The sequence below is a fragment of the Kitasatospora sp. NPDC056446 genome (genome assembly GCF_042796115.1).
GTDB lineage: Bacteria > Actinomycetota > Actinomycetes > Streptomycetales > Streptomycetaceae > Kitasatospora.
The window spans coordinates 1-19114 of record NZ_JBHTRF010000091.1 but is presented as its reverse complement, the minus strand read 5'-3'; the positions used below and the strand labels follow the sequence as shown (position 1 = coordinate 19114).

15 protein-coding genes are annotated in these 19114 nt (G+C 73.9%); 8 read left to right on the top strand and 7 right to left on the bottom strand.

Going from position 1 to position 19114, the window contains the following annotated elements:
* Positions 1-37: 37 nt before the first annotated feature.
* From ACFQ6N_RS35155 to ACFQ6N_RS35145, 3 genes are all read left to right on the top strand, one after another.
* On the top strand, positions 38-736 hold the full coding sequence (locus ACFQ6N_RS35155; RefSeq protein ID WP_380657957.1) for a hypothetical protein: 699 nt from the start codon (positions 38-40) through the stop codon (positions 734-736).
* Positions 737-932: 196 nt separating this feature from the next.
* Positions 933-2219, top strand: coding sequence for a GNAT family N-acetyltransferase (locus tag ACFQ6N_RS35150; protein WP_380657956.1), 1287 nt, complete (start codon positions 933-935; stop codon positions 2217-2219).
* Between the two features lie 134 nt (positions 2220-2353).
* Positions 2354-2926, top strand: a complete 573-nt coding sequence (locus tag ACFQ6N_RS35145) for a hypothetical protein (protein ID WP_380657954.1) — start codon at positions 2354-2356, stop codon at positions 2924-2926.
* 87 nt (positions 2927-3013) lie between these two features.
* Here ACFQ6N_RS35145 and ACFQ6N_RS35140 read toward each other — a convergent pair whose 3' ends face one another.
* The gene (locus ACFQ6N_RS35140) at positions 3014-3733 is read right to left on the bottom strand and encodes a hypothetical protein (protein ID WP_380657952.1); all 720 of its coding nucleotides are present in this window, start codon (positions 3731-3733) and stop codon (positions 3014-3016) included.
* A 388-nt stretch (positions 3734-4121) separates the two neighbouring features.
* Here ACFQ6N_RS35140 and ACFQ6N_RS35135 point away from each other — a divergent pair, with 388 nt between their 5' ends.
* Entirely contained in the window at positions 4122-5387 is a 1266-nt protein-coding gene (locus ACFQ6N_RS35135) for a hypothetical protein (protein ID WP_380657950.1), read from the top strand.
* 204 nt (positions 5388-5591) lie between these two features.
* On the opposite strand, the gene ACFQ6N_RS35130 is transcribed toward ACFQ6N_RS35135, so the two are convergent.
* The 6 genes from ACFQ6N_RS35130 to ACFQ6N_RS35105 all read right to left on the bottom strand — a co-directional run bounded on the left by ACFQ6N_RS35130 (position 5592) and on the right by ACFQ6N_RS35105 (position 13943).
* Complete coding sequence (locus tag ACFQ6N_RS35130) at positions 5592-6338, bottom strand: ribonuclease H (RefSeq protein ID WP_380657948.1); 747 nt, start codon at positions 6336-6338, stop codon at positions 5592-5594.
* Positions 6339-6436: 98 nt separating this feature from the next.
* Positions 6437-8668, bottom strand: coding sequence for a trehalase family glycosidase (locus ACFQ6N_RS35125; protein ID WP_380657946.1), 2232 nt, complete (start codon positions 8666-8668; stop codon positions 6437-6439).
* The gene (locus ACFQ6N_RS35120; RefSeq protein WP_380657944.1) at positions 8665-10704 is read right to left on the bottom strand and encodes a beta-galactosidase; all 2040 of its coding nucleotides are present in this window, start codon (positions 10702-10704) and stop codon (positions 8665-8667) included. The genes ACFQ6N_RS35125 and ACFQ6N_RS35120 overlap by 4 nt, the downstream gene beginning before the upstream one ends.
* A 2-nt stretch (positions 10705-10706) precedes the next feature.
* Positions 10707-11549, bottom strand: a complete 843-nt coding sequence (locus ACFQ6N_RS35115) for a carbohydrate ABC transporter permease (RefSeq protein WP_380657942.1) — start codon at positions 11547-11549, stop codon at positions 10707-10709.
* Positions 11546-12532, bottom strand: coding sequence for a carbohydrate ABC transporter permease (locus tag ACFQ6N_RS35110; protein ID WP_380657941.1), 987 nt, complete (start codon positions 12530-12532; stop codon positions 11546-11548). The genes ACFQ6N_RS35115 and ACFQ6N_RS35110 overlap by 4 nt, the downstream gene beginning before the upstream one ends.
* A gap of 10 nt (positions 12533-12542) precedes the next feature.
* Entirely contained in the window at positions 12543-13943 is a 1401-nt protein-coding gene (locus ACFQ6N_RS35105) for an ABC transporter substrate-binding protein (protein ID WP_380657939.1), read from the bottom strand.
* A 96-nt stretch (positions 13944-14039) separates the two neighbouring features.
* Here ACFQ6N_RS35105 and gcvPA point away from each other — a divergent pair, with 96 nt between their 5' ends.
* Genes gcvPA through ACFQ6N_RS35085 form a run of 4 tightly spaced genes read left to right on the top strand, consistent with a single transcriptional unit; the run spans position 14040 to position 18905 of the window.
* Positions 14040-15398, top strand: a complete 1359-nt coding sequence (gene gcvPA / locus ACFQ6N_RS35100; RefSeq protein ID WP_380657938.1) for an aminomethyl-transferring glycine dehydrogenase subunit GcvPA — start codon at positions 14040-14042, stop codon at positions 15396-15398.
* Entirely contained in the window at positions 15395-17008 is a 1614-nt protein-coding gene (gcvPB, locus tag ACFQ6N_RS35095; protein WP_380657937.1) for an aminomethyl-transferring glycine dehydrogenase subunit GcvPB, read from the top strand. Before gcvPA ends, gcvPB begins: the two co-directional genes overlap by 4 nt.
* Positions 17005-18132: an ATP-NAD kinase family protein gene (locus ACFQ6N_RS35090; protein WP_380657936.1), complete on the top strand. Its 1128-nt coding sequence runs from the start codon at positions 17005-17007 to the stop codon at positions 18130-18132. The genes gcvPB and ACFQ6N_RS35090 overlap by 4 nt, the downstream gene beginning before the upstream one ends.
* 26 nt (positions 18133-18158) lie before the next feature.
* Positions 18159-18905, top strand: a complete 747-nt coding sequence (locus ACFQ6N_RS35085) for an SDR family NAD(P)-dependent oxidoreductase (RefSeq protein ID WP_380657934.1) — start codon at positions 18159-18161, stop codon at positions 18903-18905.
* The last annotated feature ends 209 nt before the right edge of the window (positions 18906-19114 follow it).

Genomic DNA, 19114 nt, shown 5'->3' with positions numbered 1-19114 from the left:
CGCACCACCGAGAGTCGCACCACCGAACGGGGAAGCCATGGCAGGGAAGAAGAAGCAGAAGAGGCCCCTCGCCGAGGGCGTGGTCCGGCCGCCGAAGCGGGTCCGCAGACGCCCCGCGCCGGAGCTGTCGCCCCGGACGGTGCGCCGGACGGCGTGGCTGACCGGGCTGCTCACCCCGGTGCTGATGGTCGCCCTCGCGGCGCTCGGCTCCAACCCCGACTACCAGCTCCCCTGCGGCATCCTGGCGTTCCTGGTCCTGGTGGCGGGCGTCCTCGGGATGGGCTTCGTCCGGGCCCGCGGCTGGGTGATCGCGCCGGCCGTGCTGTTCGGCGTGCTGCTGCTGGCGATCCCGACGCCGGGTATCCGGGCGGAGATCATCTCCCAGCGCGCGGTGAAGACCGAGGTGGTGGTCACCGCGGCGCACTCCTCGAAGGACAAGAACGGCCGGGTCGGCTGGACCTGCGACATCCGCCGGGCCGACGGGCAACCGCTGCCGCACGGCCGGGTGGGCGGCTTCGGCTGCGCGGACAGCACGCCCGGCAGCACCATGAACGTGCTGGCCGACCCGGCGGGCTGGGCCCCGCCGGCCACCCCGGACGACGACATCTCCTTCCGCCGGGGCGGCGTCTGGGTGACCGCCGTCCTCGCCGTCCTGTGGGGCCTGCTCACCCTGGCCGCGGCGCGCCGCACCCTCCGGGAGCCGACCGCGCCGACCGGTCGCAAGCGCGGCGGGTAGCGGGCAGCGGGTAGCGGGTAGCGGGCGAGGACGCCCCGACAGGTGCCGTTCGGGCTGCCGGACAGCACGGTGCCGCCGGCCCCTCGGCGAACGGCCGTGGTCCGCCAACTCCCGGACGCACCAAGCCGGTAGCCGGTTCTCTCCGCTCCGGAGAAACCCGGTGGACGACGGCACCTCCGGGTGCGACAGTCCGGGAATGACCGTTGACGAACCCTCTGCCCGCACCGTCATCCCGGCTGTCGCCCCGGCTCTCACCCGCCCCGTCGCCCGCCCCGCCGCCCTGCCCGGCGGTCTGGTCCTCCGCGAGTCCCGGCCGGAGGACCAGGAGCAGATCGAAGCGCTGCTCGCCGAGCGCGGCGACGCCACCGACGCGCTCGACCACCGCCTGGTGGCCGAGGACCCGGACACCGGCCGGTCCGCCACCGCCGTGGTGGTGGACGGCGACCGGGTGGTCTCCACGGCGACGCTGCTGGACGAGGAACTGCGCCTGGGCACCGTCCGGCTGCCCGCCGGGCAGCTCGAACTGGTCGCCACCGACGAGGAGTACGAGGGCCGTGGCCTCGTCCGGGCGCTGACGGGGTGGGCGCACGCGCGCTCGGCGGAGCGCGGGCACCTGGTCCAGGTGATGATCGGGATCCCGTACTTCTACCGGCAGTTCGGCTACGAGTACGCGATCGACATCCCCGTCTCCCGGCCGCTGCGCGGCACCCCGCCCGACTCCGGCACGTCCGTGCTGCGCACCGCCACGGCCGCGGACCTGCCCGCGCTGACCGCCCTCCAGGACACGGCGCAGCGCGGCTTCGACGTCGCGATGCCGCACTCGGCCGCCTGCTGGCGCTGGCTGCTGGCGCACGAGGCCTCCACCCTGCGGGTGGTCGAACGGGCGGGTGCGGTGGTGGCGGCGGGCCGCAACACACCGGTGGACGACGGCGTGTTCCACCTGGCCGAGGCGGCCGCGGCGGACGAGCAGGCCGCGCTCGACCTGCTGGCCGGTGTGGCGGCCTCCGCGCCCGGGGCGAAGCTCCGGGTGGTGCACCGGCCGGGCACCCTGCCCGCCGATGCCTGGCACGACCTGGTCGAGCACGCCCCGCGCGGCGAGGCCCAGCAGTACTACGTCCGCGTCCCCGACCCGACGGCGCTGCTCGACCGGCTGCGCCCGCTGTTCTGGCAGCGCCTGGTCACCGCCGGGCTGAACCGCGCCGGCGACGACCTGATCGTCTCCACCTTCCGCGCGCACCACCGGATCCCGGTCGACGAACAGGGGCTCGGCGCGGTGGTCACCGGCGGCCCGATGCAGGGCCCGAGCGCGGAGGGCGGCGCGGGAGTCGCCCCGGACCAGCTGGCGCCGCTGCTCCTCGGGCCGCACGGGATCGAGGGGTTGAGCCGGATCCGGCCGGACGTCTACCCCGGCGCACGGATGCGGGTGTACCGGGCGCTCTTCCCGCCGCTGACGGCCGATCTGCTGACGTACTACCTGCCGTAGCGGGCAGCCGCCGGGCCTGCGGCCGGGGGCCGTCGGGGGGCCGACGGGCGTACGGCCGGGGGCCGTTGGGGAGCCGTCAGGAATGTCGGCACCCCCCTGTTCCGGCCTGGGGGCGCGGGCGTAGTGTGCGGCGGGTGAACGAACTGATCTTCCGGGGGAAAGACCTGTTCCGGCCCTCGTGGTCGAACCTCCCGCCGCTGCTGCTCGTCCTGGTGCTGCAAATCGTCTTCGGTGCGGTGAAGCTCGGCGCCTGGCCCACGTTCTGGATGGTCCTCGCGACCCTCGCGTTCCTCGTCCCGGCCTTCGTCCTGAGTTGGCGTTCCTGGAGCCGGGTCGGCGCCGACGGCGTCACCGTCTGCTGGGGGCTCGGCCGCGGCCGCACCTATCCGTGGCACGAGGTCCGCTGGGTGGACGTACGGGAGACCAAGGCCAACGGCTCGACCTCGTACGCGGCCCGGGTCTTCCTCACCGACGGGCGGCGGCGCTCGCTGCCCGGCCTCCAGACCAGCCGGATCTACCCGGCCGCCGACTTCCAGGTGAACTTCCACCGGGTCGTGGCCTGGTGGGAGTACAGCACCCAGCCGACGCAGCGGATCCGGCCGGACAAGCAGTTCCGGGACCGGATCACGCCCACGGTGGCCGGTGTGCTCATCGCGGTCGCCATCGTCGCCGTCAGCCTGCCGATCTTCCTGCTGAGGCAGTCGTAGCCGGCGCCGCTCGGAACGGCCGTCGGCCCCGGATCCCCCGAGGAGGGGAGCCGGGGCCGACGCGTGTTCAGCCCGAATGCGGCCGGGTCACCGCTGCGCGGGGTAGCCCGGCCCGGCGCCGTACGGTGCCTGCGGCGGGACCGGCGCGCCCTGCGGCGGGTAGGGCTGGCCCTGCTGGGGCGGGTAGGGCTGTCCCTGCGGCGGGTACGGCTGGGCCGGGGGCGCCGGGTAGGCCTGCTGGGGGACGTGGGGCTGCGCCGGGTAGGCCTGCTGCGGCGGGAAGGGCTGTCCCGGGTGGACCGGCTGGCCCTGCTGGCCCGGCTGGCCCGGGTACGCCGTGCCCTGGGGAGCGAGCTCGAACGGCTGCGAGGACGGGTCGATCGACCCGGGCGGGAAGACGGTGCTCAGCTGGTCCAGCTCGGCCCGCCAGTACCGGTGGATGTTCAGCCGGGTCGGCTTGGGGTCGTTGGGCAGGTGGAGGTACATCGAGCTCCAGACCGTGGCCCGCTTGACCCGGCTGACCGGGAGGGCGTGCCGCGGGAAGACCGCGACCACCTCGCCGGGGCGGTTGGTCCAGCGGCTGGCCGTGTTGACCACGACCGAGTGGTTGGTGAGCGTCAGGAAGTAGAACCTGCGGGTCAGTGCGACGATCAGGCCGAGCAGCGGTATCTCGTCGAAGACCGCGTTGAGCCACGGGCTGGGTCCGGTCTCCACGTGCACGCACGCGATGAAGGCGTCCCCAGGCGGTGCCACCTGCGAGAGCTTCTCGATGACCTGGGCCTTCTGCTTCGCCCGGCGTATTGCCATGCTGTCGGTACCTCGTTACCCCGTCGTGCCCGCCGATCTTGCCCGGCGGGAAATCGGCTGAGGCTAACAGCTGGTGATCACTGCCTGAACACCCTTTCCCGGCAAAGCTTTTGCCATGGTTTCCCAGGGTCCGGGCGGCCGGTCCGACGGTTCGTCACCAGGTCATCGCAACCCGGGGGACGGATCGGGCCAATGCGGACGTTTTCGGCCACATCCGTTAAAGCCTGCACCAAATAACGGTGTGACTACTTGCCGATATTGTGATCACATGTCTATGTGCTGTGGCGTTGTGGGCCACAGGGGAGGGAAGGCCCGGTCGATCGATCGGGCCCAGTCACACAGGAGTTGCACCATCAACACCGCCATCCGCAAGGCCGCTCGCGGTGCGATGCCCGTCGCCGTCACCGCCTCCGTCCTCGCCACCGGTCTCACCGCCTGCGGCACCGTCGAGCAGCTCTCCGCCGCCCAGAAGGTGTCCAAGGCCTTCGACAAGGTCGGCGACGGCAAGTCGGCCGGCTTCGCGCTCTCCATCGACGCCACCCCCGAGCAGATCGTCGCCTTCGCCAAGGCCACCGGTGACAAGGCCACGGGCGGCAAGGGCACCGACGCCGGGGTCGACGAGAAGAGCGCCAAGGCGCTGTCCGGGCTCTCGATCGCCGTCGCGGTCTCCGCGGACAAGCCGCTCAAGGACATCGAGGCCTTCAAGGACGCCAAGGGCTCGGCCGCGAACAAGGACCTGACGCTCGACAAGTCGGTGCGGATCTCCTACGTGATCTCCGACCGCAGCGGCACCGCCCTGCTGGAGTACCGCCAGGTCGACGCCAAGGGCTACCTGCACGTCGACGCCAAGGGCCTGGTCAAGCTCGTCGGCGAGGACCCGTCCCAGGTGGACGCCGTCAGCAAGGACCTGCCGGCCGACATGGCCCCGGTCAAGGACGTGCTGGCCGGCAAGTGGGTCTCGCTCGACCTCCAGGAGCTCGCCGACGAGGCGAAGAAGGAGGACGGCAAGAAGGCCGCCCCGAGCGCCGCGCCCAGCGCGGATGCGGAGGCCGGCAAGCAGCTCCTCAACTCGCTCAAGGACGTGCTCGGGCGCACCGTCACGTACGAGGACAAGGGCAAGAAGGACGGCGCCGAGCACATCTGGGTGAGTGCCCCGGCCCGCCAGCTGGTGGACGAGCTGTTCAAGGCCGTCAAGCCGGTCGCGGACAAGTTCCCGCAGCAGTTCGGGAAGCTCCCGACCCAGGCCCCGAGCGACGTGCCGGACCGCAAGGTCGGCATCGACCTCTACCTGAAGAACGGCACCTTCTCCTCGGCCACCTTCGACCTCGCCCAGCTGGAGAGCAAGGTCGACCCGGGCGTCAACTTCCCGGTGAAGCTCGCCTTCAACCAGTCCGCCCCGGACGTCCAGGTCCCGGCCGGCGCGACCAAGCTGACCAGCGCGGACCTGATGAAGGCGGTGCTCGGCCTCGCCGCCGGCCCCGGCGGTCTCGACCCGGCGGGCGGCGCCGACAGCCCCCTCGCCCCGGCGGCCCCGCTGACCGACGCGCAGCTCAAGGAGCTCGCCAAGCTCGGCGTGCCGGAGGCCCAGGCGCGCGCCTTCAACACGCTCGGCATGAGCTTCGACGACATCAAGGAGATGGCGAAGGAGGGCTGATTCCTCCCCGCTGACTCCGCTGACTCCAGCGGCACCGGTGTCACCGACGCCGCCACGACCGGCCGACCGCCCAAGCGGTCGGCCGGTCGCGTTGGCGCAGGCGTGGGCCTACGGGGCGGCGTGCGCGGCCGGTCAGGCGTGCGCGGCCGGTCAGGCGTGCGCGGCCGGTCAGGCGTGCGCGACCCCGGGAGCCGGGCCCGGCCGTCAGGCGTGGGCAGCGACGCACTCCGGGTGGCCCCAGCTGCCGCCGACCTTGGTGATCTTGTCGCCCTTGGCGTACGGGCGGCTGCACGGGCAGGTGCCCGGGTAGCGGGCGGCGAGGGTGCGCGAGCCGCCCGAGGAGGAGCGCTTGGCGGCAGCCCCGCCGGCCCCGGCACCCGAGCCGCCCGCCGCGGAGCCGGAGCCGCTGCCCGCGCGGGCGCCGGAGCGGCTCCCGGTGGCGCGGGCCTTCGTGGCGGCGGCCGGGTCGGGCTCGGGCAGGTCCTCGGCGGTGCCCGAGGCGTCCTGCTGGGTGCGGGCGGCGTCGCTGGCGGCCTTGTCGGCGATGGCGTTCAGCGGGTCGCCGTCCACCTGGTGGGCCGGCACGTACACGAAGGCGACGTCCCGGCCCTCCAGCAGCGCGTCGATCGCCTGGATCAGCTCCTGGTTGGCGACCGGCTTCCCGGCCGCCGTCTTCCAGCCGTTGCGCTTCCAGCCCTTGAGCCACTTGGTCACCGAGTCGCGGGTGTACGTGCTGTCCAGCCGCACCTCCAGCGGGACGGCCGGGTCCGTCGACGCCAGCAGCCGCTGAAGCGCCGTCAGTTCACCCACGTTGTTGGTGCTGTGCCCGAGCGCGCCGGCCGCCCAGCGCTGGGGCGCCCCGGCGGCGTCCGCGACCACGTAGGCCCAGCCCGCCGGACCGGGGTTGCCCTTGGCTGCTCCGTCACACGCTGCAATGACTCGTTCGACCATGCCCCGATCATGCCTGGTCGGAGGGCCCGGAGCCAAAGCCGGCCGCCCGCACGCCCACGCTCCCGCGACCCCGCCCGGCCGCCCGGGCCCGCGTCCGCTCAGCCGCGCAGCAGTGGCAGCAGCAGCGCGGCCGACCAGCTGAAGTTGGTCGAGTTGCGCCCCTCCCCCGTCAGCGGGTCGTAGTTCTCCCGCACCGGGGCGTCACCGCTCAGCCCGGCGGCGGTGGCCAGCAGCCGCTCGACGGCCCGCCGCGCGTCCTGGTCCCAGCCGTACCGGCGCAGGCCCTCGACGGCGAAGTAGGTCTGGTCGAGCCAGGCCAGCCCGCGCCAGTACCCGGCCGGGTCGAAGTACGCCGAGCTGCGGGCGACCGTCGGGAACGGCAGCGCCGTGCCGAACTCCGCCGGGTCGAGCAGCAGCCGCCGGACCGTCCGGGCCTGGGCGGCGGTCGCGGTGCCGGACCACAGCGGGATCGCGCCCTCGATGCCGCGGCCCCGCGCGGTGAGGCGGGCGCCGGTGGCCAGGTCGGTGTCGTGGAACCAGCCGGTGGCCGGGTCGTACATGGTGTCGCGCACGGCGGCGTCGATCCGCCCGGCGCGGGCGCGCAGCCGCTCGGCGGTGGCCCGGTCGCCCAGCTCGGCGGCGATCGCGGCCAGGTGGCGGTGGTCGGCGGCGAGGTAGGCGTTCAGGTCGACGGAGCGCTGGCCGAGCGACCAGCCGACCAGGGCGCCGCCCGCGTCGTGGTTGGGTACGACGCCGGTGCCGAGGGCGGCGTCGAAGCGCGGCGCGTTGTCCATGCCGGACTCCCAGGCGGCCGCCTGGCGGCAGTCCTCCGGGGTGGCGTTGGCCGGGTCCACGGTGGCGCCGTACTCGCACAGGCCCTCGCCGTGGTGGTCCCGGGTGCGGTACCACCAGTCCTGGTAGGCGGTGAGCCTGGGCAGCATCTCGCGCAGGAAGGCGCGGTCGCCGCCGCGCCGGTAGACCTCCAGTACCGCCCAGGAGGCCAGCGGGGGTTTGGAGTTGCGCTCGTTCCAGTTGCCGCCGCCGGTGCTCGGGTCGTTGTAGAAGACGCAGTCCGGGACCATTCCGGCGTCCTGCGGGCGCTCGGCGGAGCCCGCCGGGACCTGGTGGTCGAACACCGCCCGGATCTGGTCGGCGGCCAGGCCGGGGGCGAACACGGCGGTGCCGACGGCCTGCTTCCAGGTGTCCCAGGCCCAGACCCCGCTGAACCACTTGTAGGAGATGGTGGGTGTGACGGCGTCGTGCCGGATCCGCCCGGCCGGGCTGCGCCAGTTGGTGACCAGGGTCTGCACGCACTTCACGGCGGTGCGCCGGCGGGCGGCCGGGACGCCCTCGGTCGCCCGGGCGACGTACCCGGCCCAGCGGGCGGCGCCCGCCTCGGCGACCCGGCCGGGGGCGCGCAGCGCCGCGTCGGACTCCCGCACCGCCCGGGCGTACTCGGCGTCGGTGAAGGTGTAGCTCTCGGTCCAGTCCAGGGTGCGGGAGCGCCCCGGCGCCAGCCGGACGTCCTCGACGAGTTCGGTGCGGTGGGTGTCGCCGTCCAGAATGACCCGCACCGGGCGGGCGTGCCGGACGGCGAAGCGCTCGGTGCCGTCGGTGAGGTAGTCCCAGGTCTGCCGGACCCGGGCGAAGCGGACCTCCACGCCGCGCTCGGCGGCGACCAGCCGCGGCGCCTCGCGCTGCGGGCCGCCGGCGGGGCGCAGCAGGGTGCCGGTCCAGGAGGCCCGGAGGGTGCGGGCGGCGGTGCCGGTGTTGGCGAGGCGGGCCCGGAGCAGGGCCGTGCGGTTGCCGGCGAAGCGCAGCTCCAGGGTGAGGGCGAGGCCGCCGCCGAGGTCGTAGGACTGGCGGAGCAGGCCGGGCAGCGAGGTGCCGTGCGGGGGCCCGCCGGCGGTGAGGTCCAGGGTGCGGCCCTGCTCGGCGAGCCGGAGGCGGGTGAGGCCGGCGCTGAGCCACCAGGGGTACTCCTGGGCGAGGTGCAGCGGGCCGGTGAAGCCGCCGGTCGGGTCGGCGGGGCCGGGCAGGGCGTAGGCGTGCCAGGCGCCGAGGTCGGCGAAGACGTTGATCGGGTTGTTGCCGCTCGCGTCGCCGGGGTAGGCCTGGGCGGGGGTGCCGTGCAGGTCGAGGACGTCGGCGTAGCGGTCGTCGGGTCCTGCGGCGGGGGCGTCCGGCGCGGGGGCGCCGGGGGTGGGGTCCTCGGGTCCGGCGGGTCCCGGGTCCGCCGGGTCGGCGTGCGCGGCGGGTACGGCGAGGGTGCCGGCGGCCGCGAGGGCGGCGGAGCCGGCCAGGAAGTGGCGGCGGGTCAGCGGGTTCACGGGCGCTCCTCGGGGGCGGGGAGTCGGAGGACGACGGCGCCGAGCGGCGCGAGGGTGACGGCGGTCGAGACGGCGGTGCCGGTGAGCAGGTCGGTGCCGTGGAGCGGTCGGGCGCCGGCCCGGTCGAGCGGGATCCGGCGCTCGGCCGGGCCGTGGTTGAGCAGGAAGAGGTAGCCGGTGCCGTCGGCGGCGTGCCGGCGGGTGGCTTCGACGTCCGGGGGGAGGCCGGGCAGCTCGGCGTCCACTCCGGCCTCGGCGAGCGGCAGGTCGAGGACCGGGCCGGTGTCGGCGCCGAGATGGCAGCTCAGGTACCAGGCGCTGCCCGCGCCGTACCGGTGGCGGGTGACGGCCGGGAGGCCGGCCAGTTCGCCGGAGGCGTAGGTGGCGACGGTCTCGGCGCCCTCGGTCTCGATCCACTCGCTCCAGTGCTCGGCGTGCAGGGCGGAGCCGTCGAGGTCCACGGTGGTGGCGGCGCCGTCCGGGATCGGCCAGTGCTCGTCGACGACCAGGCCGAACAGGTCCCGCAGCGGGCCGGGGTGGCCGCCGGGGTGGATGTGGTCGTGCCGGTCGGCGATGCCGCTGAACGGGCCGCAGACGAGTCGGCCGCCGGTGCGGACGTAGCCGGTGAGCCGGTCGGCGGTGGCGGTGTCGAGCAGGTAGAGGTTGGGGGCGAGCACCAGCGGGTAGCCGTCGAGCTCGGCGGTGGGCGGAATGAAGTCGACGGTGACGCCGCGCTCGTAGAGGGCCGCGTACCAGGGGCGGAGCAGGTCGAGCCAGCGCATCCGGGCGGAGGGGTGGTCGTCGAGTTCCAGGGCCCACCAGCTGTCCCAGTCGAGCAGGACGGCGGCCTGCCCGCGCAGCCGGCTGCCGGCGAGTTCGCCGAGGCGGCGCAGTTCGGTGCCGAAGCGGACGGTCTCCTGCCAGCCGCGCGAGGCAGTGCCCCGGTGCGGCAGCATCGCGCTGTGGAACTTCTCGGCTCCGGCGGAGGAGGCGCGCCACTGGAAGTGCAGGACGCCGTCGGCGCCCCGGGCCAGGGCCTGGAGCGACCAGAGGCGGTAGAGGCCGGGGGGTTTGGGCAGGTTGACCGGCCGCCAGCTGACGGCGGAGGGGGCCTGTTCCATCAGCAGCCAGGGCCGGCCGGCCTTGAGCGAGCGCATCAGGTCGTAGTTCAGTGCCGCGTTGACGTGGGTGCGGGGGTCGGCCGGGTCGGGGTAGGCGTCGTCGGAGACGAAGTCCTCGTGGCGGCTCCACTCCCAGTAGTCCAGGGCCTTGAGCATCGACATGAAGTTGGTGGTGACGGGGACGCCGGGCGAGAGTTCGTCGAGGACGGCCTTCTCGGCGCGGTGCAGGGCGAGCAGGGAGTCGGAGCAGAACCGGCGCCAGTCCAGCAGCTGGGTCGGGTTGACCGGGCCGGGTGCGGTGCGCGGCGGTTCGATCTGCGCGAAGGAGTTGTAGCGCTGGGACCAGCAGTCGGTGCCCCAGGAGTGGTTCAACTCCTCGATGCTTCCGTGGCGTTCGCGCAGCCAGCGGCGGAAGTCGGCGGCGGAGGCGGGGCAGAAGCACTCCTGGACGTGGTCGCCGTACTCGTTGTGGATGTGCCAGAGGGCGAGCGCGGGGTGGTGCCGGTAGCGCTCGGCGAGCTTGCGGGTGAGCCGCACGGCGGCGCTCCGGTAGGCGGTCGAGGAGGGGCAGTAGTGCTGGCGGGAGCCGAACTCCAGCCGGACGCCATCGGCGGTGACGGGCAGCAGCTCGGGGCTGGCCCGGACCAGCCAGGCGGGCGGGGAGGCGGTGGCGGTGGCCAGGTCGACGGCGATGCCGTGCCGGTGGACGAGGTCGAGCAGCCGGTCGAGCCAGCCGAAGTCCCAGCTGTGGGCATCGGGTTGGAGGCGGGCCCAGGAGAAGACGCCGACCGTGACCAGGTTGACCCCGGCTTCGGCCATCAGCTCGGCGTCCTCGGCCCACACGTCCTCGGGCCACTGCTCGGGGTTCCAGTCCCCGCCGTACAGCAGGCCGGGCACCCGGGTGAGGCGGTCCATGGTCATCCCTTCAGCGCCCCGCCCAGCAGGCCGGCCACGAACTGCCGCTGGAAGAGCAGGAAGAGCACCATCAGCGGGAGCGTGGCCAGGAAGGAGCCGAGCATCAGGCCGGAGTAGTCGACGTGGGTCAGCCCGGTCAGCGTGTTGAGCGCGACCGGCACGGTGTACTTGTCCTGGGTGTTGAGCATCAGCAGCGGCCAGATGAAGCCGTTCCACTGGCCCATGAAGGTGAAGATCACCAGGGCGCCCAACTGCGGCCGTACGCAGGGCAGGACGATCCGGTAGAAGGTGCGCAGCTCGCCGGAGCCGTCGATCCGGGCGGACTCCAGCAGTTCGTCGGGGAAGTCCAGGAAGCCCTGGCGCATCAGCAGGATGCCGAAGGAGTTCGCCAGGAAGGGCAGGATGACGGCCTGGTAGCTGTCGATCCAGCCGAGGCTGGCCATCATCTGGAACAGCGGGACCAGCAGCACCTGGAGCGGGATCATCAGGGTGGCCAGTACCAGGCCGAGCAGCAGGCCGCGGCCGCGGAAGCGGTACTTGGCGAGGCCGTAGCCGCACATGGCGGACAGCAGCGCGCTGAGCGCGGTGTAGACGACGGCGATGCCGAGGCTGTTGAGCAGGACCCGGCCGAAGCCGATGGTCTCCTGGAGGTGGACCAGGTTGCGCAGCAGGCTGCCGCCGGGCAGGAACGGCGGTGGGGAGTGGAAGAGTTCGGAGCTGCTGTGGGTACCGGCGATCAGCATCCAGGCGAACGGCACCAGGCTGACGACGGCGCCCAGGGTGAGGACGGCGAGGACGGCGGCGCGGCCGAGGCGGGCGTACCGGGCGGGCGGTCGTGGGCTCATCGGCGGCGTTCCCTTCCGTAGAGCCGGAACTGGAGCAGCGAGACCGCCGCGATGATCAGGACGACGACCCAGGCGATGGCGGCCGCGTAGCCGAAGTCGAGCTGCTGGAAGCCGACCTTGTAGAGGTAGACCACCGGGGTGAGGGTCGCGTCGCCGGGGCCGCCGCGGGTCAGGACGTAGTTCTCGTCGAAGAGTTGGAGGGTGCCGATGGTGGAGGTGATGACGCAGAACAGCACCACGGGCCGCAGCTGCGGCAGGATCACCCCGGTGTAGGTGCGCACGGTGCCGGCGCCGTCGAGGGCGGCGGCCTCGTACTGGTCGCGGCCGATCGCGTGCAGTCCGGCGAGCAGGACGACGGCGTTGTAGCCGGTCCACCGCCAGGTGATCGAGGCGATCAGCGAGATCCTGGCCCAGGTGGGCGAGTTGAGCCAGTCGACCGGGTCGAGGCCGAGGGCTTGGAGCAGTTGGTTGGCCAGGCCGCCGTCGGTGCGCAGCAGGACCTGGAAGACGACGGCGTAGGCGACCAGGGTGGTGATCGCGGGCAGGAAGAACACCGCCCGCCAGCCGGAGCGGAAGCGCAGCCAGGACTGGTTGAGCAGGACGGCGAGCACCAGGGCCAGCCCGATCATCACCGGGACCTGGACGGCGAGGATGAGTCCGGTGTTGACCAGGGAGTGCAGGAAGGCCGGGTCGTGCAGCATCCGGCGGTACTGGTCGAGTCCGACCCAGACGTCGGCGCCGTCGCGGCGGGCGGTGAAGCTCTGGTAGAGGCTGGCGCCGAGCGGGTAGGCGAAGAAGACGGTGAAGAGGGCGGCGGTGGGGCCGGCGAACAGCCAGGCCGCCGTGCGGGGGGAGCGCCGTCGGCGGGCGGGGGCGGCGCGGCGGCGGGCCTCGCGGCCGGTGCCGTGGCCGGTGTCACGGCCGGTCTTGCCGCCGGTGTCGCGGCCGGTCTTGCGCAGGGGGACGGGGACGCTGCTGGTCATGGCGCCCGCCCTAGGAGACCGGCTGGCGGCCGGTCGCGGTGGCGATCTGGCGGGCGGCGGAGCGCAGCACGGTGCCCGGGTCGGCGCCGTTGTGCAGCACCTCGTTGACGGCGGTGGTGACGATGTCGCCGGCCTTGGAGTCGTCGGCGGTGTGCTCGACGGTGGGGATGGCGCGGGCGAGCCCGGCGAACAGCTGCATGGCGGGCTGGCCCGCGTAGTAGGGGGCGGGCTGGGTGAAGTACGGGTCGTCCAGGGCGGGGAGGAAGGCCGGGAAGAGTCCTTCGTCGCGCATCATCGAGGCCTGGTTGGCCTTGTCGGCGAGCAGGAATGAGAGGAACGCCCAGGCCGTCTCCGGGTTGCCGCTCTGCGCGGTGACGCACAGGGTGGAGCCGCCGCTGTTGGAGGTGCGGGCGCCGCCGGGGGTGAAGGCGGGCAGCGGCACGACGCCGAACTTGCCGCTGAGGTCGGCCATTTCGGCGGTGAGGGTGCCGTCCCACCAGGCGGCGGTGGGGGTGGTGGCGGCCTTGCCGTCGTGGGTGCCGGAGACCAGGCCGTCCCAGCCGTTCTCGAAGTCCACCAGGTCGCGGTCGACCAGGTGCTTGATCAGGGTGAGCGCGCGTTCGGCGGCGGGTGTGGCGACGGCGACCTTGCCGTCCACGAACCAGGACTGGCCCTGCTGTTGGAGGAGTTGGCCGAAGAAGGTGTCCTGTTTGGAGTCGAGGATGAGCAGCTTCCTGCCGGTGGCGGCCTTGAGGGTGGTGCCGGCGGTCACGTAGTCGTCCCAGGTGGCGAGGGCGGCCGGGTCGATGCCGGCCTGCTGGAACTGGTCGCGCCGGTAGAACAGGGCGCACGGGCCGCTGTCCCAGGGCAGCGCGAAGACCCGGCCCTTGGCGTCCGTCACCGTGTGCCAGGAGGACTCCGGGAACTGGGACTTGAGGCTGCCGGCCCGGCTGGTGAGGTCCACCAGGGCGTTCGGGAAGTTGCCGATGTAGCTGGGAAGTTTGTGGCCTTCGACGGTCAGGATGTCGGGCAGTCCGCTGCCGGCGCCGAGCCCGACGGTGATCTTGTCGTAGGCGTTGTCGTAGCCGATGTCCACCACCTCGACGGTGGTGCCCGGATGGGCCTGTTGGAAGGTCTTGCCGAGCCGCTGCATGGCCTTGGCGGCGACGTCCCAGGACCAGACGGTGACCTTCCCGGCGAGGGCGGCGCCGGGGCTGCCGGTCAGCCGCTTGGCGTCCGGGGAGCCCCCGCCGCCGGTGGCGCAGCCGGTGGCGCCGGTGGCGAGCAGGGCGGCGCCCGCGAGTCCGGCGGAGAGGATCCGGCGCCGGGACGGGCCGGGGCCCGGTGTCCGGAATCCGCCCTGCCCACCGGCGAGTTGGTGATGTTTTTCGTGCCGGGTTTCTGCGGACATCTTGCCTCCCGACTGGTGAATGCCGAATGCTGTATACAGAACTCAGCATTCACAAGCCCGTCAAGGCTTGTGACGGAAATCGCGGAAGGTGCCGCCATGAGCACACGCGTTCCCCGGACCCACCCGTACATCCCCAACTCCGCCCCCGACGTGAGGAAGGCGATGCTGGCGGCGGTCGGCGCGCAGGACGTCGAGGAGTTCTACGCCGACATCCCCGCCGCCCTCCGCCTGGACCGCCCGCTGCGGCTGCCCGCGCCCTTCGACTCGGAGGCCCGGCTGGTCGCCCACCTGGAGGAACTCCTCTCCCGCAACACCGCCGTACCGCCCGGCCGCAGCTTCCTCGGCGCCGGCTGCTACCGCCACCACGTACCCGCCGTGGTCGACGAGATCGTCAACCGCAGCGAGTTCCTCACCGCCTACGCGGGCGAGCCGTACGAGGACCACGGGCGCTTCCAGGCGCTCTGGGAGTACCAGTCGCTGATGGCCGAGCTGCTGGCCGTCGACGTCGTCAACGTGCCGACGTACGACGGCTTCCAGGCCGCCGCGACCGCGCTGCGGATGGCCGGGCGGGCGACCGGGCGGCGCCGGCTGCTGCTGGTCGGCGCGATCGACCCGGACCGCCTCTCCCGGATCCACGACTACGTCCGGGGCGTGCACGAGGTGGTGCCGGTGGCCGCCGAGCCGGAGGCCGTCCGGGCCGCGCTCGCCCACGGCGACGCGGCCGCCGTGTACGCCCAGCTCACCGACCACACCGGCCGGGTCGACACCGGGCTGCCGCACTACGTCGAACTCGCCCACGAGCACGGGGCGTTGGCGGTCGTGCACGTCAACCCGCTGAGCCTCGGCGTGCTCGCGCCGCCCGCCTCCCTCGGCGCCGACCTCACCTGCGGCGACCTCCAACCGCTCGGCATCCACCCCTCCTTCGGCGGCGGCAACGCCGGCTTCATCGGCAGCGCGGACGACGAACGCCTGGTCGCCGAGTACCCGAGCCGCCTCTTCGGCCTCGTGCCGACCGAGGTCCCCGGCGAGTACGGCTTCGGCGACGTCGCCTACGAGCGCACCTCCTTCGCCGTGCGCGAGGAGGGCAAGGAGTGGGTCGGCACCGCCGCCGCCCTGCACGGCATCGCCGCCGGCGCCTACCTGGCGCTGATGGGGCCGCACGGCATGCGCGAGATCGGCGAGACCGTCCTCGCCGGCACCGCCTACGCCCGCCAGCGGCTCGCGCGGGTGCCCGGCATCGCGCTCGACGACCCCGAGGCCGTGCACTTCGCCGACTTCACCGTCCGCTACACCGGCGTGCGGACCGCCGCCGAGATCGCCGACGCCCTGCTCGCCCGCGGCCTGCACGCCGGCACCCCGGCCGCCGCCGACGAGGGCCGGTACTGCGTGACCGAGCTGCACACCCGGGCCGACATCGACCACCTCGCCGACGCGCTTGAGGAGATCGTGAAGTGACGAACCATCAGAACGACGGCCCGCGCGGTGCCGCGCCGGTGGACCCGCGGATCGCCCCCAAACCCGCCCTGCGCCGCTTCCACCAGGCCCGCTGGGACGAGAAGCTGATCGTCGAACTCGGCACCCCCGGCGAGCGCGGCGTCCTGCCCCCACTGCCCGAACCCGCCGTCACCGCCGGTGTCGGCAACCCCGCCGACCGGCTGCCCGCCGCACTGCGCCGGTCCACCCCGCCCGCACTGCCCGAACTCGGCCAGCAGCAGGTGCTCCGGCACTACCTGCGGCTCTCCCAGGAGAACCTCGGCGCCGACCTGAACGTGGACGTCGGCCAGGGCACCTGCACCATGAAGTACAGCCCCAAGGTCAACGACACCTTCGTCCGCGACCCCAGGATCGCCGCCCTGCACCCGGCACAGGACCCCTCCACCGTCCAAGGGGTGCTCGAACTCGTCCACCGGCTGGAGCAGTTGCTCAAAGAGGTCTCCGGCATGGACCGGGTCAGCCTCCAGCCGGGCGCCGGCTCCGCCGCGATCTGGACCAACGTCTCCGTCATCCGCGCCCACCACGCCGCCCGCGGCGAGGCCGAGCAGCGCGACGAGGTCATCACCACCGCCTTCTCGCACCCCTCCAACGCCGCCTGCGCCAAGACCGCCGGGTACAAGGTCATCACCCTGCACCCCGACGCCGACGGCTACCCCGACATCGAGGCGCTGCGCGCCGCCGTCGGCCCGCGCACCGCCGCGCTGCTCATCACCAACCCCGAGGACACCGGCATCTACAACCCCCGGATCGCCGAGTTCGTCCGGATCGTCCACGAGGCCGGCGGCCTGTGCGCCTACGACCAGGCCAACGCCAACGGCATCCTCGGCATCACCCGCGCCCGCGAGGCCGGCTTCGACCTGTGCCACTTCAACCTGCACAAGACCTTCTCCACCCCGCACGCCTGCGGCGGGCCGGCGGCCGGCGCCTGCGGTGTCACCGCCGAGCTGGCGCCCTACCTGCCGCGCCCCACCGTCGAGTTCGACGGCGAGCGGTACCGCCTCGACCACGACCGGCCCGAGTCGGTCGGCAAGATCCGCCCCTACCTGGGCGTCGTCCCCAACCTGGTGCGCGCCTACGCCTGGATCATGTCCCTGGGCGCCGAGGGCCTGCGCCAGGCCGCCGAGACCGCCGTCCTCAACAACAACTACCTGCTGCACCGGGTGAAGCGGATCCCCGGCGTCTCCGTCCCCTACGCCGAGGGCCGGCCCCGGGTCGAACAGGTCCGCTACAGCTGGCAGCGGCTCACCGAGGACACCGGCCTGCACAGCGAGGACCTCGGCTACCGCGCCGCCGACTTCGGCACCCACTACTGGACCAGCCACCACCCGTACGTCGTCCCCGAGCCGATGACGCTGGAACCCACCGAGTCCTACTCCCGCGCCGACCTGGACGAGTACGCGGCGATCCTCGCCGAGGTCGCCCGCGAGGCGTACGAGGACCCGGAGACGGTGCGGACCGCCCCGCACAACTCCACCGTCCACCGGATCCGGCCCGAACCGCTGGACGACCCCGCCGTCTGGGCCGTCAGCTGGCGCGCCTACCGCCGCAAGGTCCTCGGCGAGCAGCCGTGACCGGACCCGCCGTCGGCCTCGTGGTCAACCCGGTCGCCGGCCTCGGCGGCCGGGTCGGCCTCAAGGGCAGCGACGGCGCCGCGACCCAGCGCCGGGCCCGGGAGCTCGGCGCCCGGGCCGGGGCCGCCGCCCGCGCCGCCCTGACCCTGCGCCACCTCCCCGGCACCGAACTGCTCACCGCCGCCGGCCCGATGGGCGCCGACGCCGCCGAGGCCGCCGGCCGGTCCGCGCGGATCGTCCACCGGGCCGCCGGGCCGGACACCACGGCCGCCGACACCCGCGCGGCGGTCCGCGCCCTCGTCGCGGCCGGCGCCCGGCTGCTGCTGTTCTGCGGCGGCGACGGCACCGCCCGCGACGTCCTCGACGCGCTGGGCACCGGATCCCGCCTGCCCGTCCTCGGCATCCCGGCCGGGGTCAAGATGCACTCCGCCGTCTTCGCCGTCCACCCCCGGGCCGCCGCCGAAGTGGCCGCCGCCTGGGCGACCGGGCGCGGCGTGCGCCTCGAACCCGCCGAAGTCGTGGACCGCGACGAGGCCGCGCTGGGCGAAGGCCGGGTCGGCGCACGGCTGTACGGCCGGCTCACCGTCCCCGTCCTGCCCGACCGGGTCCAGCACCGCAAGACCGGCAGCTCCGGGCCCGACCCGGCGACGCCCGCCGGCCTCGCCGCCGAGGTCGCCGACCGGGTCGGCCCCGACGGACTGCTGGTCCTCGGCCCCGGCACCACCACCCACGCCGTCGCCACCGCCCTCGGCGCACCGGACGCCAGCCTGACCGGCGTCGACCTGCTGCGGCTGCGCGCCGACCGCACCGCCCGCCTGCTGCTCCGCGACACCCGGGCCGACCAGCTGCGCACCCTGTCCGCCGCGCCCTGGATCGCGCTCTCCCCGATCGGCGGCCAGGGCTTCCTGCTCGGGCGCGGCAACCAGCAGCTCACCCCCGAACTGCTGCGCACCGCAGGCCGGGAGCGGCTGCTCGTCCTCGCCACCGAAGCCAAGCTCGCCGCCCTCGCCGGCCGCCCGCTGCTGCTGGACACCGGCGACCCCGCACTGGACGCCGCCCTCTCCGGGCACATCCGGGTGATCACCGGCCGCCGCTCCAGCGCCGTCTACCGCCTCTCCGCCTGACCCACCCCTCGCAGAGGAGCTCCCCCATGATCGACCTGCACGGCAAGCGCGCCATCGTCACCGGCGCCGCCTCCGGCATCGGCCGCGCCACCGCCGCCCTGCTCGCCGAACTCGGCGCGGCCGTCGTCCTCGCCGACCTCGACGCCGACCGCGGCGAACAGGCCGCCAAGGAGACCGGCGGCACCTTCGTCCACTGCGACGTCTCCCGGCGCGCCGACTGCGAGCGGGCCGTGCGCACCGCCGTCGGCCTGCACGGCGGCGTCGACGTGCTGTTCAACAACGCGGGCATCATCCGCCGCTCCACCGTCACCGAGATCACCGACGACGACTGGGACCTGGTGATGGCCGTCAACGTCCGCTCGATCATGCTGCTCAGCGGCCTCGTCGTGCCGCTGATGGCCGCCGCCGGCGGCGGCAGCATCGTCAATACCGGCTCCGGCTGGGGCATCAAGGGCGGCGGCCGGGCCGTCTCCTACTGCGCCTCCAAGGGCGCCGTGGTCAACATGACCCGGGCCATGGCCATCGACCACGGGCCCGACAACATCCGGGTCAACTGCGTCTGTCCCGGCGACACCGACACCGGCATGCTCGCCGAGGAGGCCCGCCAGCTCGGCGAGAGCCCCGACGCCTTCTACGCCGACGCCGCCGACCGCCCGCTCGGACGGATCGGCCGGCCCCGGGACATCGCCCAGACCGTCGCCTTCCTCGCCAGCGACGCCGCCGCCTTCGTCAGCGGGGCCGTCATCCCCGTCGACGGGGCCGGCACCGCCTGACCCCGCGCCCCCGGCCCCGTCCACACCCCGTCCGAACCCGCACGGCCCCACGGCCGTACGGTCGTAAGGCCCCACCGTCGCACGGCGGCCGGGGGGCCGCCCCCCCCGCCCCGCCCGGAACCAAAGGCACCCGAAAATAAGGGAGCCCCCATGCGATAGAGCGGGGCCCGCAGGGCCAGCAGGTGTAGGAAGAAAACCAGGAGGAGCAC

Bases quoted from the DNA above. Each gene is read 5' to 3' on its own strand.
- ACFQ6N_RS35155 (WP_380657957.1), top strand. From the start codon at position 38: ATGGCAGGGAAGAAGAAGCAGAAGAGGCCCCTCGCCGAGGGCGTGGTC.
- ACFQ6N_RS35150 (WP_380657956.1), top strand. From the start codon at position 933: ATGACCGTTGACGAACCCTCTGCCCGCACCGTCATCCCGGCTGTCGCC.
- ACFQ6N_RS35140 (WP_380657952.1), bottom strand. From the start codon at position 3,733: ATGGCAATACGCCGGGCGAAGCAGAAGGCCCAGGTCATCGAGAAGCTC.
- ACFQ6N_RS35135 (WP_380657950.1), top strand. From the start codon at position 4,122: ATGCCCGTCGCCGTCACCGCCTCCGTCCTCGCCACCGGTCTCACCGCC.
- ACFQ6N_RS35130 (WP_380657948.1), bottom strand. From the start codon at position 6,338: ATGGTCGAACGAGTCATTGCAGCGTGTGACGGAGCAGCCAAGGGCAAC.
- ACFQ6N_RS35120 (WP_380657944.1), bottom strand. From the start codon at position 10,704: ATGGACCGCCTCACCCGGGTGCCCGGCCTGCTGTACGGCGGGGACTGG.
- ACFQ6N_RS35115 (WP_380657942.1), bottom strand. From the start codon at position 11,549: ATGAGCCCACGACCGCCCGCCCGGTACGCCCGCCTCGGCCGCGCCGCC.
- ACFQ6N_RS35110 (WP_380657941.1), bottom strand. From the start codon at position 12,532: ATGACCAGCAGCGTCCCCGTCCCCCTGCGCAAGACCGGCCGCGACACC.
- ACFQ6N_RS35105 (WP_380657939.1), bottom strand. From the start codon at position 13,943: ATGTCCGCAGAAACCCGGCACGAAAAACATCACCAACTCGCCGGTGGG.
- gcvPA (WP_380657938.1), top strand. From the start codon at position 14,040: ATGAGCACACGCGTTCCCCGGACCCACCCGTACATCCCCAACTCCGCC.
- ACFQ6N_RS35085 (WP_380657934.1), top strand. From the start codon at position 18,159: ATGATCGACCTGCACGGCAAGCGCGCCATCGTCACCGGCGCCGCCTCC.